Raw genomic sequence first — 15,902 nt, 5'->3', positions numbered from 1 at the left:
ATATGGATATACCAATACTCTGCCGTGCTCAGTCCATGGCGGTACCGCGCCGCGGCCCTCGGGCGCCCGGCGCAGGTCCTGACACGCGTTCTCAGTCGACCTCGGGTTCCGGCACTCCCTTCGCGCCCGCCAGGAAGTCGAAGTCGCATCCCTCGTCGGCCTGGAGGACGTGGCTGTCGTAGATCGCGCCGTACCCGCGGGAATAGTACGGCTCGGGCGGCGTCCACTCGGCGCGTCTCCTGGCCAGCTCCTCCTCCGGGACCTCCAGCGTGAGCCTGCGCGCCTCGACGTCGAGCGTGATGAGGTCGCCGTCCCTGACCAGCGCGAGCGGGCCTCCGACGTGCGACTCCGGGGCCACGTGCAGCACGCACGCGCCGTAGCTGGTGCCGCTCATCCGGGCGTCCGAGATCCGGACCATGTCGCGGACGCCCTGCTTGAGCAGGTGGTCGGGGATGGGCAGCATGCCGTGCTCCGGCATGCCGGGGCCGCCCCTCGGGCCCGAGCCACGCAGTACGAGCACGCTGTCGGGGGTGGCCGGCACCTCGTTGATCCGGCGCAAGAGGTCGCGGTGGCTCTCGAACACCACCGCCGGGCCGGTGTGCTTGAACAGCCGGGGGTCCGCCGCGATGTGCTTGATCACCGCGCCGTCGGGCGCGAGGTTCCCCCGCAGGACGGCGAGGCCGCCCTCGGGCGACAGCGGATCGTCCCGGCGCCTGATGACCTTCTCGTCGTACGGCTCCCGCGTGGCGATGCCCTGGCCGTTGACCGTGGGCCGGTCGAGGTGGAGGAGGTCCGCGACACGGTGGAGCAACGCGGGCAGGCCGCCCGCCCGGTAGAAGTCCTCCATCAGGAACGCCCCGCTGGGCCGTACGTCGGCGAGGACCGGCACCTCGCGGGCGGCGGCGTCGAAGTCGTCGAGCGTCAGGTCCACGCCGCTGCGGCGGGCCATCGCGATGAGGTGGATCACCGAATTCGTCGATCCGCCCAGGGCGAGGACGGTGGTCAGCGCGTCGCGGTAGGCCCGCTCGTCGAGCAGGGTGGAGGGCCGCACGTCGTCCCAGGCAAGCTTGACGGCCAGGCGCCCGCTCGCGGCCGCCATGCGGGTGTGCGCGGAGAGCACCGCGGGGATGGACGCCGCGCCCGGCAGGGTCAGCCCGAGCACCTCGGCCACCGAAGTCATCGTCGAGGCCGTGCCCATCGTCATGCAGTGGCCGGGCGAGCGGGCGATGCCCTCCTCGATCTCCGCCCACTGCTCGTCCGTGATGAGCCCGGCGCGCTTGTCGGCCCAGTACTTCCACATGTCGCTGCCGCTGCCGAGCCTGCGGCCCTGCCAGTCTCCCGGCACCATCGGACCGCAGGGCACGAAGATCACCGGCAGGTCCATGCTGATCGCGCCCATGAGCAGGGCCGGGGTCGTCTTGTCGCATCCGCCCATCAGCACGGCCGCGTCCAGCGGGTAGGAGCGCAGCACCTCCTCGGTCTCCATCGCGAGAAGGTTCCGGTACAGCATGGCCGTCGGCTTCTGGAAGGTCTCCCCCACCGCCATGACCGGCAGCTCCACCGGGTAGCCGCCCGCCTGCCACACGCCGCGCTTGACGTCCTGCGCGCGGTCGCGCAGATGCATGTGGCAGGGGTTGAGCTCGCTCCAGGTGTTCAGGATGCCGATGACCGGTTTGCCCAGATGCTCCTCGGCCGACAGGCCGAGCTGCCGTGTTCGTGCCCGGTGGCTGAACGATCTGAGGCTTTCGGTCCCGTACCAGCGATGGCTGCGCAGCTCTTCCGGTGTCACTTGCTCGAAGTTAGCCAGCTCGCATTGATATATCAAGATATCTCCGGCTGTTATGAGGAGATCATGCAAACGTTTCCACGATCGCCCTCATCGCGGCGGGTGACCTCATCACGGCGGGTGACCACGCGGCCTTCCGCGCGTCCTCGTTGACGAGCCCGAAACATCCCCGTGATCATGCCGGGGCTCGGGCGGCCGGCCGGGCCGGGTGGCGCACAGGCCTGGCCAGGACTTTCCCCACCCGGCCACCGCATAGCCGTACATGTCCTGACGGGAAAGTCTTTTCCTGTCTTTATCAGCTCTTGACCTGGTTCTGACTCGGGCCTAGCGTAGCGGCCAATTGTTAGGAAGGCTTCCTAATTTTCAGGAGGTGAGCGATGCGAAGAGCCCCCCGCTTCGCATCAGCGCTGCTGACGCTGAGCGTCGTAGCCGCAGGTCTGTTCGTCACAGGCTCCGCGAGCGCGGCGACAACCCGTTTGGAGGCGGAGAACGCCACCATCTCCCAGGGAGTGGTGGAGTCCAACCATCTCAACTTCTCCGGCACCGGCTTCGTCAACGGCGACAACGTGACGGGCAGCTACACCGAGTGGACCGTGAACTCCTCGGTCGCCGGGAGCGCCACGCTGGCGCTCCGATACGCCAACGGCACCACCGTCAACCGGTCCGCGGACATCGCGGTCAACGGCACGGTCGTCGCCGCCAACCAGGCGTTCAACGGCACCGGCAACTGGGACACGTGGGCCACCTACACCGTCACGGCGAACCTCAACGCCGGGACGAACAAGGTCCGGATCACGTCCACGAGCGTGAACGGCAACCCCAACCTCGACTATCTGGACGCCACCACCGCCGACACCCCGGCGACGGCGTACCAGGCCGAGGACGCGACCCTGTCGCAGGCAGGCGTGTTCAGCAACCACCTCGGCTTCACCGGCACCGGTTTCGTGGACTACACGAACGTGACCGGCAGCTACGTGGAATGGACGGTCAACGCCGCGGCCGCCGGAAGCTCCACCATCACGTTCCGGTACGCCAACGGCACCACGATCAACCGGCCGATGGACATCGTCGTGAACGGCACGGTCGTCTCCGCGAACAAGGCGTTCAACGGCACGACCAACTGGGACACCTGGGCCACCAGCTCGGTCACCGCGAACCTCAACGCGGGCGCCAACACCATCCGGGCCACCGCCACCACCGCTAACGGCGGCCCGAACGTCGACAAGATCGACGTCACCGGCGGCGGCGGAGGCGGCGGGGACACCCAGGCGCCGACCGTGCCCGGCGGCCTCCAGGTCACCGGCACCACGTCGTCGAGCATCTCGCTCTCCTGGAGCGCGTCCACCGACAACGTCGGCGTGACGGGCTACCGGGTCTACGAGGGCGGCACGGTCGTGGCGTCGCCCAGCGGCACCACGGCGACGATCTCGGGCCTGTCGGCCTCGACGTCGCACACCTACAACGTCACCGCCGTCGACGCGGCCGGCAACGAGTCGGGTCACAGCTCCAGCGTGACCGGCACCACCACCAGCGGAGGCGGGGGCGGCACCGTGACCGCCGACCAGCTGCTCGCCAAGATCACGACTTGCCAGCAGATCTCCAACGGCAAGTACAAGACCGACAGCGACTCCGGCAGCGCCACCGTTCCGGTGTGCAACAAGACCGGCGCGGTGTACTGGCAGGCCGACATGGACATCGACTGTGACGGCGTCCGCACCACCCAGTGCAACGAGAACACCGACTGCTGCTACCAGAACGACACCGCCTGCCACACCAGCGGCGGCTCCCCGCTCAACGCCGCTCAGCTGCCGTACGTCGTGGTCCCGAGCTCCAGCAGCATCTGGAACTACACGACCAAGGGCATCGGCTGCGGCACCGTCATCGCGGTGATCTACAACGGCAAGATCGAATACGCGGTGATGGGCGACACCGGCCCGACCGGAATCATCGGTGAGGCGTCCTACAAGACGGCCTCCGACCTCGGTATCAACCCCGACCCGAGCAACGGCGGCACCGACTCCGGCGTGACGTACATCGTCTTCACCGGATCCGGCACCAAGATTTCTCAGGAAGAGAACCACCAGCAGGCCGTGACCCTCGGCAACCAGCTGGCCCAGCAGTTCATCAACAACAACTAGGCAGGTCCCCCGTCCGGCGGGATCAGCCGTAGTGGAAATCGTGCCCGCTCCGCGCGCCGGGGCGGGCACGATGCGTTCCGGACCTGACGCCGGCTTCCGGAAGCACCGTCACGCAGGAAGCACCGTCAGGCCGGGAGGGTGAGCAGACCGGCGTCGACCACCGCCCGGCCGAACCCTCTCGCCAGTACGGCGAGGCGCTCGCAGCCCTCCTCGCCAAGCGCGGCGTAGGCGGGCAGCGCGAGCTCGTCGGTCCGCTCCTCGATCCTCCGGCGGAGCGCCTGGCCCCGCTCGCTGACCGTGAGCCCGTCTCCGAGGAGCCCGCGCGACCGCAGCGCGTCCTCTCCGGCGGCCCATTCCTCCCTGCTCCATCCCCGGGTCTTCTTGAGAAAGGAGACGGGCATGTCCCCGGCGGCGGCGGCGTGGAGGATGAGCGCGTCCAGGCCGCTCAGCTCCTCGGCCGCCAGGACCGCGATGTGGCCGTCGCCGCGATACTCGCGCAGCAGGGTCTGGGCGTGCCACAGGGCGAGAACCGGGTCCTCGGGCCACGGCAGCGCCGCATGGGCGGCGAACAGCGGGCGTCCGGGGAGCCGCTCGCACGCGGCGAGGGCCGCGCGGCGTGCCAGCGCCAGTGTCTCCTCCAGATCGGGACGGGCGTGGATGTCCGCCCGGCGCAGGGCCGCGCCCGCCGCGTCGAGCCGGGCGGCCAGCAGTTTGTCCGGGCTCACCACGCCCCAGGCCGCCGGGAGCGCCCTCCGGATGAGACGGGGCGAGAAGTTGTAGAAGGTCGCGATGACCAGTTCCGGGGAGGCGGGCCCGAAGGCCGCGGCCCGCGAGGCGAAGTAACCGCTCCGCCAGTCGGTGAGGCCCAGCGCGGCGTACTGCTCCGTGGCCTCGGGCACGAAGTAGACCATGGCGTGCACGGGTTCGAGACGGCGCCATCCCTGACGAGCGACATGAGGATCGACCATGGCCCGATCCTGCCATACGGACCGACCAGTCGGTATGCCCGCGTGTATGCCCGCGTCCCACCTGGCCGGCAGGGATGTCATTGGGACGGACATGGCAACTAACACGGATCCATGCCGTCTCAGCGCATGTTCCTCTTTTTCGGCTCAAATGACGCGATCCGTATTGGCCTGATCCCAGCCATGATGGTTATGAGGAACAACTTGGTCTCAAATCGCCCTGGCACCCCAGTACGTCGTGAACCTGACGAACAATGACGGCGTCCGATCCGTACTGAATGGACTCGCGGGTGAGAGACCCGGAGAAAGGTGCGCCTGAATGGCCGAGCGCGTCGACGGGCAATCGGACGGGAAACGCAAACGTCCGAGGGCCCGCCGTCTACTCCACCGTCCTGGTCGCGGGCGTCCTCGCGCTGTTCATCGTCTACTGGGCGCTCCTCGGTCCCCAGCGGTCCCAGCCCAGCGCCGTCCTCGTCTGCGCGACCGTGCTCATGGCGCTGTCCGTCGGCATCTCGCTGGCGGCCCTGCTGCAGCGGCTGGGGACTGTGGCCCGGCCGCACACGGCCGAAGCGAGCGGTCCCCGAAGCGTCCGAGACCCCCGAGGCCTTCGCCGAACGGCTCCGCCGCCGTGTCGCGACCGTCAACGACGCCTTCGTCGAAGCGGCCACCCTGCTGGACGAGCTCCGGCGCGACCTCGCCGCGCAGGAGGCCGCCTACCATGAGCTCGTGCGTCATGCCGAAGAGCAGCAAGGCGTCATCACCAGGGACCACAGGACGGTCGCGGCGGCCAGGGCACTGCTCCTCGCCGGCCGCCCGAAAGGCGAAAGCCGCCAGAAGCCCGATCAGTGGCTGCTCTTCTTCCTCGGCGTCATCGCCTCGATCCCGACAGGCGTCCTCGTCAATTTCATCACCCCGAAATAGCCGGCCGCCGGCCGGCCACGAAAACAAAAGGCGGCCGCGCGAAACGCGGCCGCCTTTTTCGTGGTGACAGGCGACGGGTTCAGAACTCGCAGTTCTCCTCGATCTCACCGGCGCAGGTGTCGCTGCCGGCGCCGCCGTCGGTAGTGTCATTGCCGCCGTTGCCGACGAGTGTGTCGTCGCCGCTGCCGCCGACGAGGATGTCCCGGCCCGAGCCGCCCGAGAGATTGTCGGCGCCGGCGGAGCCGAAGATCTCCGAGAAGAGGCCGGTCCGGTTGACCACGGTGTCGTTGCCCGACCGCACGTTGACCGTGATGGTCTTGACGTTTCCGCAGGACACGGACTTGCTGCCCTGCTGGACGCAGCCCGCGGAGGCGGTCACCGCGTGCGCGGCGGAGCTCACGGTGACCGTGCTGCCGGACGAGGTGAGCTTGATGCTGTCGCCCGCCGTCGTCCCCACGACGGACAGGCCCCCCAGCGACACCGAGGCGGTGGCGCCGCCCGCGGCCTGGGCCGGCGCGGCGAGGGCGGCGGTGGCCACGAGGCCCACGCAGGCGAGGGCGAGAGTCAGGATGTTGCGCCGCATAAGCGACATGAGAGAAATCCTTAGCTGTACGAGAACTGCGGACACCTTCATGAAAACGGCGACGGGAATCGCGGTCCGCGTCGTAATGCACACAGGCGGGTAGTCGTAATGCACACACGGGAAGTCGTGCCGCCCACGGGGAAAGGAAAACGCCGGGAAACGAAGAAGGCCACCCCGGAGGGTGGCCCTTGAATCGCCCATCTGTGTGGAGCTATGGGGACTCGAACCCCAGACCCCCTCCATGCCATGGAGGTGCGCTACCAGCTGCGCTATAGCCCCTTGCGACGCCAGCCAGTGTATAGGACACCGCCCGCAGGCGGGTAACCGGCGAGAGGATGCCCCGCCCCGCGCCGAGATCGCGGAGGACCCGGCCCGCGCCGGGCCCGCCGTACGGCCGCTCGATCAGGTCCATGGCGAGCAGGTCCACGGCGAGCAGGCCGTACGGCAGCGCGGTCAGCCGGCGGCGGTCAGCCGTCGGCGTTCATCTCCGACCGCGCGAGGCAGGCTACGGCGGCCAGCAGGGTGATCCCTCCCGCGAGCTGGGCCGGGGCGAGGTGCTCGCGCAGCAGGAATACCCCGATGGCGGCGGCGACCAGCGGCTCCAGCAGCGCGATGACGGCTGCGGTCGTGCCGCTCACCGTCCTGAGGCCCGCGAAGAACAGGCCGTACGCCAGCGCCGTCGGGACGGCCCCCAGATAGACGAGCAACAGCACAGCGGCCCCCGCGTCACCGGGCGCCGGAAGCAGGCCGTGAGCCGCCGCCAGGGGCAGCAGGCAGACGGCTCCGGCCGCGAACCCCCACAGAGCGCGACCCCGGCCGTCCCCCGCCGATCGGGCGAACAGCGTGACGGTGGAATACCCCGCCGCCGACAGCAGGGCGTAACCCACGCCCGCCGGCGTGAACCGGCCGGCTCCACCGGCGAGCATGGCGAGGCCCGCGACGGCCAGCCCGACGCAGGCCAGGCGAGTGCGACTCAGGGGCTCACGCAGGAAGATTCGCCCGCCGACCGCGACGAGCACGGGGTTGGCGCCCATCGTCACCATCGTGGCGACGGCCACGCCCGACTCGGCGATCGCGGCGAAGTACGCGGCCTGGCACACCGCCATGGCAGGGCCGATGACCGCGGTCGTCCTCCACGACGGACGGCCCGCGGGGCGGCGGCCGACGCGGGCGGCGGCCAGCAGGAACGCCGCTCCGCAGGCGAACCGCCAGAAGGACACGGCGACGGGGCTGAGGTCGCCCGTACGGTGGAGCACCGCACCCGCGGCGCCACCGGTCCCCCAGGCGACCGCGGCGATGGACAGGTGGACGAGGCCCCGCCGTACAGGCAGGGCGGAAGCATGCGTCATCGACGCCTCTCATCGGTTGATGGCCGGCCCAGGTCCCCCTAATGCGGGCAGCGGCCATCAACCGGGCCGGTCAGGCCCGGTTCACCGGAGAGCGCGCCCGCTATCGGGCGGGCGGCGGAGAGACGATCAATCGCATGCGGGCACGGTAGCGCGGGGCGCGGACTCCCCGCACCCCCGTTTCCAGGCGCCGGGAGGCGACCCCCTACTCTTGGGTTGAGGCAGCCCGGGACGAGGTCAGGTCGCCCCGGGCTGCCTCATGTCGCATGCCTGGAGAGCCGGGACGGGCCCCGCCGGCCCCAGGAGTGAGCGCGGCGCGACAGGCCGCCCCGTACGGCTTGCGCCGCCCCCGTGGAGGTGCAAGCCGTATTCATGGGATGACCCGATGTGTGAACATACCAGAAAGGAGCCCATCCTCCCTTTTGGGGGGATGGGCTCCATTTCACACAGGCCGGCGGGTGCGCCGGTCCCCACGGACCCGGCTAGATGACCGGTCCGGGAGTCTCACGCGGCGGCACGGGTCCGGCGCCGGGCGGAACCGGGCCGGTGCCGGGAGCCGGGGGGATCGGGCCGGTGCCGGGCGGAGGCAGCGGCGTCTCACGCGGATACTCCGCGTTCACCGGCTGAGGCGGCATCGGCTCGCCGATGTCGTAGCCCGTGCCGGAGCCCCCTCCCGCGCCGCGGCCGGTTCCGGTGTCCGAGCCGCCGCCGGGGCCCCGCTGGTGCGGCCCGGGGACCTCACCGCGCCAGGCGCCGGTCTCGGCGCCCCGCGACTCCATGAAGTCCTTGAACCTCTCCAGGTCGCCCCTGACCCGCAGGCGCACGATCTGCAGCGCGTCGGCGGCCCTCTCGGCGAAGCCCTCCGGGTCGTACTCCATCTGGAGCGTCACCCGCGTCGAGTCGTCGCTCAGCCGGTGGAACGTCACCACACCGGCCTGCCGCGGCCTGTCCAGGGAGCGCCATGCCACCCTCTCGTCCGGGTGCTGTTCGGTGATCTCGGCTTCGAACTCCCGGCGGACCCCGGCGATCTCGACGACCCAGTCGGTACGCGTGTCATCGAGTTGCTTGACCGACTCCACGCCTTCCATGAACTCCGGGAAGCTCTCGAACTGGGTCCACTGGTTGTACGCCGTTCGGATCGGGACATTCACGTCGACGGAGTGTTCGATCGAGCTCATGCCTCCTCCTTCCGTTGTGGGTTTGCACCCCAAGCCCTGCCCGCACGCCGGGGCCTAAACCCGGCGCGCCATGTCCCCTCACGTCCCCTTCACGTCCCCTTCACGTCCCCTTCACGTCCCCCTCACGTATGAGGAGCGGGCCTGCGACGGTTCCCGCGCCGGGCGGCGTGCCGCGCCGGCTGCGGCCGGGGCGACGGAACCGGGTCGGCCTTGCCGTCACGCCGCGCTCTCGCGCCGACGGCACGCGCGCGAGGACGCCCAGTGACGGGCCCGGTGATGGGCCCGGTGATGGGCCCGGTGATGGGCCCGGTGATGGGCGCGGTGATGTTCTGGTCGCGGACCCCGCGGGACGCGTGGCCCCGGTGCAGGCCCCAGCGCAGGCCCCAGTGCAGGTCCCGCAGGCCCAGCAGGTTCAGCCCCCGATCGGCCCGCCCGTCGTCCTGTACGGCCCGCCGGTGGCCGCCGCCCCGGCGGCGGCCGTGATCCTCGTCCTCCAGGGCTCGCGGGGCTCCCACGTACCAGCCGGTGAGGGCCTGCGCGGCCACCGCGGCGAACAGCAGGCCGAACGGCAGCGCCCAGCCGCCGCTCACCTGGTACAGCAGGCCGAAGACGAGCGGGCCCGCGCCCGCGATGAGATATCCGGTGCTCTGCCCGAAGGCCGACAGGGCCGCGGTGGCTTCCGAGGTCCGGGTGCGCAGCGCCAGCAGTGACAGCGCGAGCGGGAAGGAGCCCATCCCGAGGGCGACGGCGACCGACCACACCCACAGCCCGTGGCCGGTGAGCAGCCCGGCGAACCCTGCCGCGTAGAGGGCGACGAAGCCCAGCACCAGCGGCCGCTGGTCGGACATGCGGGCCGACAGCGCCGGCACCACCAACGAGGTCGGGACGCCCAGGCCGGTGAACACGGCGAGCACGAGACCGGCCTGCCCCGAGGTGTATCCGTGGTCCCGGAGCACCTCGGGCAGCCAGCCGAACATCACGTACGCGATGATCGACTGGGAGCCGAAGTATCCGGCCATGGCCCAGGCCAGTCTGCTCCGCATCAGTCCGCCGCGGCCCGTGTGCGCGAGGGTGTTACGCCGCTCCGGCTCACTGCGCGACAGCGCAAGCCACGGAATGGCGGCAACGGCGGCGAGAGCCGCCCACACTCCTAGTGCCACGTGCCAGTTCCCATCGGCCGCCCGCTCTATGGGCACCGTCGCGGCCGCCGCGGCCATGGTCCCGAGGGCGAGAGCCGTCGAGTAGACGGTCGTCATCGTCCCCGCCCGGCGGGGGAAATGCCGCTTGATCAGCGTCGGGATCACCACGTTGCCGATCGCCCCGCCGGCCAGCGCCACCACGCTGGCCGCGAGGAACACCTCCGCGGTCCCCACGAGGGACCGCAGTGCCAGACCGGCGCCGAGCAGGATGAGCGCGCCCAGCAGCAGCCGGTGCTCCCCCATCCTCCGGGCGAGCGCGGGCGTCACAGCCCCGAAGACCGCGAAGCAGAGCACCGGCAGCGTCGTCAGCAGTCCGGTCGCCGCGCCCGACATGCCGAGACCCGTCGTGACCTGGTCGAGGACGGGCCCCACACTCGTCACGGCGGTGCGCAGGTTGAGCGCCGCCAGGGTGATCCCGGCGGCGATCAGCCACGCGACGGACGGGCTGCCTTTACTGCGTGCGACGGCGCTCATTGCCGGCCTCAACTCCATAGATCGTCCAGTCATCCCACGATTCGACAACCATATCAATGGAGTTATTCCGAGCCGGGACCGGGACGGCTTCCCTAGGAGGCGGACTTACGGTGGCGGAGCAGCCAGAACAGCCCGACGACCGGCAGCACGAGTGGCACGAAGCCGTAGCCGCTGCCGTACCCGGACCAGACGGTGGCGTGCGGGAACGCGGCGGGGTCCGCCAGGCTGAGGGTGCCGACGATCAGCACGCCGGCCAGCTCGATCGCGCAGGCGGCCAGCGCGACACGGCGGCTGCCCCGGGCCAGCGCCACGGTCAACACGATGTAGACGACCGCGGCGAAGGCCGACAGCAGGTACGCCAGCGGCGCCTCGCCGAATTTCGTGGCGATCTGGACGCCGGCGCGTGAGATGGCCGCGAGGGCGAACACGCCGTAGACCGCCACGAGGACGCGTCCCGGCCCCGACCTGACCGCGGCGTCGCCGCGCGCCGGGCCTCCGTCCGTCATGGGGTCGCCCCGTTCCAGATCTGCAGGAGCCGCCCTGTCATGACGGCCACGGTGAAGGCGGCGACGGCGATGACGCCGGGGCCCCAGCGGGTCCGTTCCGCCCGCCCCCACCAGACGGCGGCCGGGGGGATCACGATCGTGCCCGCCAGGTAGCCGATGAAGGTGGCCTTCTCCTCCACGTGCCCGATCCCGGCGACGGCCATGCCCGCCTGGACGAGCAGCGCCACCTCCAGCAGCGCGAGCGCGGTCAACAGCACGGGCCCCATGGGCCGGTCGCGGATGGCGCTGACCACGCCGACGAGGGCGACGAGCAGGGCGCCGCCGATCAGCCAGCTCGAATACGCGCTGGTCATCGCGGGCCGCACACAGGGGACACCGGGACCTTCGGGAACGCCGGGAGCATGGCCAGTAGGCTATCGGCCCCACCGGGCCGTCCATGACGGAGGTGACGGCCCGGAACCCGGCGGTGGATATCGGCGTCTACGCCAAGCGGGTCTCCCGGAGCAGGAGATCGACGGCGTCCTGCGGGCGGCCGTGCTGGGCGAGCGCGCCGCGCTGGCGCGACGCGGCGCTGCCCCGGCGCAGCGCCGCGTCGGCCAGCTCGGACACGAGCTCCCAGTCGCCGATCTCCTCCAGCGTCGGCCGTAGGTCGTCGAGCATCCACGTGACCACCTGAGGCGCCGACGCCGGCCTGCTCGTGATCGGTGACAGAAGGTCGTCTTCGAGGCCCGAGCGCGCGGCCCGCCAGTTGGCGGCGCGCAGGAGCGCGAGCCGTCCCTCGCCCTTCGGGGGCTCGCCGTTCAGCACGGCCTCGCTCTCCCGGGTGATCAGCGCCCGGAAGAGCCCGGCGAGCAGCACCACGTCGTCCGCCAGAGGGCAGGAGTCGCAGACGCGCAGCTCCACCGTGGGCACGTGGGCGCTCAGCCGCATGTCGAAGTAGACCATGCCCCTGTCCTCGATGACGCCGGAGGCGACCAGGTCGTCGGCGGTCTGGTCATACTCCTCAGCGTTCTCGAACGGCCCGACGGGCCCGGCGGTCGGCCAGCGCTGCCAGGCCAGGGCCCGGCTGCTGGCATACCCCGTGTCCGCGTCCTGCCAGTACGGCGAGCTCGCGCTGAGCGCCAGCAGCACCGGGAGCCACGGCTCGACGCGCTGGGCCGCCAGGACGGCCACGTCGCGGTCGTCGATCTCCACATGCACCTGAGCCCCGCAGATGAGCTGCTCCTGCGCGAGGAACTGGTAGGAGTCCGACAAGTACTGATACCGCTCCCCTGGCGAGATGGTGAAGCCCTCGACCCCCGCCAGCGGGGTCGTCCCCGAGGCGATCACGCCGACGCCCAGCGGCTCCCCCGCGGCCACGAGCGCCTGGCGCAGCCGTACGATCTCGGCCCGCACATCGGCGAGGTCCTCAAGCGGCGTGCTGTTGGTCTCCACGACGGAGCGCTGCAACTCCGCGGCGAAGCCCTCCTCCGGCAGCCGATCCAGCATCGCCCGCGCCAGCGGCGTCAGCCGCCGGGTCTGCAGGTCGACGACCAGGAACTCTTCCTCGACACCCAGGGATGTCTTCTTTGTCATGTGCCCGTCACTACCCACGGGACGGGGATTACCCTTGACCAGACATGACGGGCGTCCTACTATCTGGGCAATTTGTTAATAACCCTTATTAACAAAAGCTCAGGAGGACCCTGTGCGCTCCCGGACCCTGATCCGATTACTCGCCACACTTGCCCTGACGCTGACCGGCGTGACCGTGCTTCCCGCCGCCGGATCTCAGGCCGCCACGCAGCCCATCGTGCTGCCCGGCTACAAGATCCAGTCATCGTCCAAGACCTCTGACGGCGGAGGGGCGATCTCCTCGCCCGGCTACTCCGCGTCCGGCTGGTACGCCGCCGGACCTCGCTCCACCGTCCTGGCCGCTCTGCTGAAGAACGGCGTCTACCCCGACCCGTTCTTCTCGACCAACATGAAGAACATTCCGACCGCGGACTTCACCGTCCCCTGGTGGTACCGGTCGGACTTCACCCTCGGCTCGGAGACCGGGCTGAACACGTTCCTGGACTTCAGCGGCCTGATGTCAGGCGGCACCGACGTCTGGGTGAACGGCACCCAGGTCGCGACCGGCATCCAGGGCGCCTACACCCACAGCGAGATCAACGTGACCTCGCTGGTCCACTCCGGCGTCAACTCGGTCGCTTTCAGGATCAGCCCCAACGATCCGAACAAGCATCTGACGACCGGCTGGATCGACTGGACGCAGAACCCGCCGGACAAGAACATGGGCATCTTCCGTGATGTCCTCGTCAAGCGCACCGGCTCGGTCGCCCTCCGGAACACCCACGTCGTGACGACCCTGACCTCCGCGCTGGACCGGGCCGACCTCACCGTCAAGGTGGACGCCCGCAACGACTCGTCGTCCTCGGTCACCGCGACCATCTCCGGGACGGTCGGCTCGCAGAGCTTCAGCCAGGACGTCGCGCTCACCGCGCACCAGACGAAGACGGTCTCCTTCCCGGTGACCATCAACAACCCCCAGGTCTGGTGGCCGTACGGCATGGGCGGCCAGCCGCTCTACGACCTGAGCGTGACCTCGACCGTCGCCGGCAACGTGACCGACAGCGCGGCCGAGAAGATCGGCATCCGCAACACCACGTCGTCCCTCGACGGCAGCGGTCACCGGCTCTACAAGATCAACGGCAAGAACGTCCTGATCCGGGGTGGCGGCTGGTCCCCCGACCTCTTCCTGCGGTGGGACCCGACCTACGTCCAGGACAAGCTGAAGTACGTCCGCGACATGGGGCTTAACACCGTCCGCCTGGAGGGCCACCTGGAGCCGGACGAGTTCTTCGACTGGGCCGACCAGATGGGCATCCTCGTCATGGCCGGCTGGGAGTGCTGCAACAAGTGGGAGGGCCAGACGAACGGCGGCGAGGCGGGCGACACCTGGAGCTCCGCCGACTACCCGGTCGCCAAGGCGGCGATGGCGGCCGAGGCCGCGCGGCTGCGCGACCACCCGAGCGTCTTCACCTTCCTGATCGGCAGCGACTTCGCCCCCAACGGGACGCAGGAGACGAACTACCTCGACGCGATCAACGCGGCCGAATGGAAGGTCCCGGTCGTCGCGGCGGCGTCCGCCAAGTCGTCGCCCCAGCTCGGCGGCTCCGGCATGAAGATGGACGGGCCGTACGACTGGATCCCGCCGAACTACTGGTACAACAAGCAGCTCGGCGGCGCCAACGGCTTCGCGTCCGAGGTCAGCGCCGGGCCGGACGTGCCGACGCTCGACTCGGTCAAGCGGATGCTGTCCAGCAGCGAGCAGAACACGCTGTGGCAGAACCTGAGCGCCACGCAGTACCACCGCTCGCCGTCCAGCACGTTCAACAACCTCACGCTCTTCAACAACGCGCTCGTGGGCCGGTACGGCTCGCCGGCCAGCCTGGACGACTACGTCCGCAAGGCGCAGCTCGCCCAGTACGAGAACGTGCGCGCCCAGTTCGAGTCGTTCGGGCGTAACTTCAAGGACTCGTCCAACCCCGCGACCGGCGTCATCTACTGGATGCTCAACAGCGGCTGGAGCTCCCTGCACTGGCAGCTCTTCGACACGTACCTGGACCAGGGCGGGTCGTACTGGGGCACCAAGGAGGCCATGAAGCCGCTGCACGTGCAGTACTCCTACGACAACAAGTCCGTGGTCGTCGTCAACTCGACTCCCACGGCCGCCTCGGGGCTGACCGTCAAGACCGACGTCTTCAACCTCGACGGCACGAACAAGTACACCAACACCTCCACGGTGTCCGTCGCCGCCGACGGCGGCCGGACCACCGCGGTGACGATCCCATCGATCTCGGGCCTCAACACCACCTACCTGGTGCGGCTGACGCTCAGCAACGGCAGCGGCGAGATCGACCGGAACGTGTACTGGCTGTCGACCTCGAACGACACCCTGAACTACGGCGGCAGCGACTGGTACTTCACCCCCACCACGTCGTACGCCAACCTCAAGGGTCTGACGAGCCTGGCGCAGGCGCCGATCTCGGTCACCGCGACCTCGGCATCCGCGGGCACGGCCACCGTCACGATCAAGAACACGGGCTCGGGCGCGATCCCCGCGTTCTACCTCGACGCCCACGTGCTCGACGCGGCGGGCAAGCCGATCCTGCCGGCCCTCTGGTCGGACAACGCGATCAGCCTCTGGCCCGGTGAGTCCAAGACGCTCACGGTCACCTACCGGGGCACCGCGGCGTCCGTCCGGGTCACCGGCTGGAACTCGGCCACCTCGACCGTGGCGATCGGCGGCGGCGGGCCGGACACCCAGGCGCCGTCGGTTCCGGCGAACCCGCGGGTGACCGGGACCACGGCCAGTAGCATCAGCCTGGCCTGGGACGCCTCCACCGACAACGTCGGCGTTACCGGCTACAAGGTCTACGAGGGCACAACCGTGGTGGCCAGCCCGACCGGGACCACCGCCACCATCAGCGGGCTCGCCGCCTCCTCCTCCCACACCTACACGGTGACCGCGGTCGACGCCGCCGGGAACGAGTCGGCCAAGAGCTCTCCCGTCACCGGCACCACGTCGTCGGGGACCGACACCGAGGCGCCGTCGGTTCCGGCGAACCTCCGGGTCACCTCGACGACCTCGAGCAGCGTCAGCCTGGCCTGGGACGCCTCCACCGACAACGTCGGCGTTACCGGCTACAAGGTCTACGAGGGCACCACCGTGGTGGCCAGCCCGACCGGGACCACCGCCACCATCAGCGGGCTCGCCGCCTCCTCCTCCCACACCTACACGGTGACCGCGGTCGACGCCGC

General features: G+C 70.1%; 12 protein-coding genes and 1 tRNA gene. 3 read left to right on the top strand and 10 right to left on the bottom strand.

The window, feature by feature from the left end; all coding sequences use genetic code 11:
- Positions 1 to 91: 91 nt before the first annotated feature.
- A complete protein-coding gene (gene araD, locus ABH927_RS31105; protein WP_370027489.1) occupies positions 92 to 1,789 on the bottom strand; it encodes an L-arabinonate dehydratase in 1,698 nt (565 codons plus the stop codon).
- 374 nt (positions 1,790 to 2,163) lie between these two features.
- Here araD and ABH927_RS31100 point away from each other — a divergent pair, with 374 nt between their 5' ends.
- Complete coding sequence (locus ABH927_RS31100; protein WP_370027487.1) at positions 2,164 to 3,924, top strand: glycoside hydrolase family 75 protein; 1,761 nt, start codon at positions 2,164 to 2,166, stop codon at positions 3,922 to 3,924.
- 125 nt (positions 3,925 to 4,049) lie between these two features.
- On the opposite strand, the gene ABH927_RS31095 is transcribed toward ABH927_RS31100, so the two are convergent.
- Positions 4,050 to 4,892: an SCO6745 family protein gene (locus ABH927_RS31095; protein WP_370027485.1), complete on the bottom strand. Its 843-nt coding sequence runs from the start codon at positions 4,890 to 4,892 to the stop codon at positions 4,050 to 4,052.
- 723 nt (positions 4,893 to 5,615) lie between these two features.
- Between ABH927_RS31095 and ABH927_RS31090 the strand changes: the two genes are divergently transcribed.
- Positions 5,616 to 5,810: a hypothetical protein gene (locus tag ABH927_RS31090; RefSeq protein WP_370027483.1), complete on the top strand. Its 195-nt coding sequence runs from the start codon at positions 5,616 to 5,618 to the stop codon at positions 5,808 to 5,810.
- Between the two features lie 79 nt (positions 5,811 to 5,889).
- On the opposite strand, the gene ABH927_RS31085 is transcribed toward ABH927_RS31090, so the two are convergent.
- From ABH927_RS31085 to ABH927_RS31050, 8 genes are all read right to left on the bottom strand, one after another.
- Positions 5,890 to 6,402 (bottom strand): hypothetical protein, encoded by a 513-nt coding sequence (locus ABH927_RS31085; protein WP_370027481.1) that lies wholly within the window; start codon positions 6,400 to 6,402, stop codon positions 5,890 to 5,892.
- Positions 6,403 to 6,599: 197 nt separating this feature from the next.
- Positions 6,600 to 6,672: transfer RNA gene (locus tag ABH927_RS31080), tRNA-Ala, on the bottom strand.
- 188 nt (positions 6,673 to 6,860) lie between these two features.
- Positions 6,861 to 7,742, bottom strand: coding sequence for a DMT family transporter (locus tag ABH927_RS31075; RefSeq protein ID WP_370027479.1), 882 nt, complete (start codon positions 7,740 to 7,742; stop codon positions 6,861 to 6,863).
- Between the two features lie 479 nt (positions 7,743 to 8,221).
- On the bottom strand, positions 8,222 to 8,917 hold the full coding sequence (locus ABH927_RS31070) for an SRPBCC family protein (protein WP_370027477.1): 696 nt from the start codon (positions 8,915 to 8,917) through the stop codon (positions 8,222 to 8,224).
- Positions 8,918 to 9,039: 122 nt separating this feature from the next.
- A complete protein-coding gene (locus ABH927_RS31065; RefSeq protein WP_370027475.1) occupies positions 9,040 to 10,590 on the bottom strand; it encodes a CynX/NimT family MFS transporter in 1,551 nt (516 codons plus the stop codon).
- 92 nt (positions 10,591 to 10,682) lie between these two features.
- Entirely contained in the window at positions 10,683 to 11,096 is a 414-nt protein-coding gene (locus ABH927_RS31060; RefSeq protein ID WP_370027473.1) for a hypothetical protein, read from the bottom strand.
- Complete coding sequence (locus tag ABH927_RS31055) at positions 11,093 to 11,449, bottom strand: hypothetical protein (RefSeq protein WP_370027471.1); 357 nt, start codon at positions 11,447 to 11,449, stop codon at positions 11,093 to 11,095. Before ABH927_RS31055 ends, ABH927_RS31060 begins: the two co-directional genes overlap by 4 nt.
- 127 nt (positions 11,450 to 11,576) lie before the next feature.
- Positions 11,577 to 12,671 (bottom strand): glutamate--cysteine ligase, encoded by a 1,095-nt coding sequence (locus tag ABH927_RS31050; protein WP_370027470.1) that lies wholly within the window; start codon positions 12,669 to 12,671, stop codon positions 11,577 to 11,579.
- Positions 12,672 to 12,783: 112 nt separating this feature from the next.
- Here ABH927_RS31050 and ABH927_RS31045 point away from each other — a divergent pair.
- Positions 12,784 to 15,902 (top strand): glycosyl hydrolase 2 galactose-binding domain-containing protein (locus tag ABH927_RS31045; protein WP_370027468.1); only part of this gene is annotated, 3,119 nt, incomplete at its 3' end.

This window comes from Planotetraspora sp. GP83 (genome assembly GCF_041262585.1).
Taxonomy (GTDB): domain Bacteria; phylum Actinomycetota; class Actinomycetes; order Streptosporangiales; family Streptosporangiaceae; genus JAOEGB01.
The sequence above is the reverse complement of the archived record's forward strand: the minus strand, read 5'-3'. Positions and strand labels throughout refer to the sequence as shown.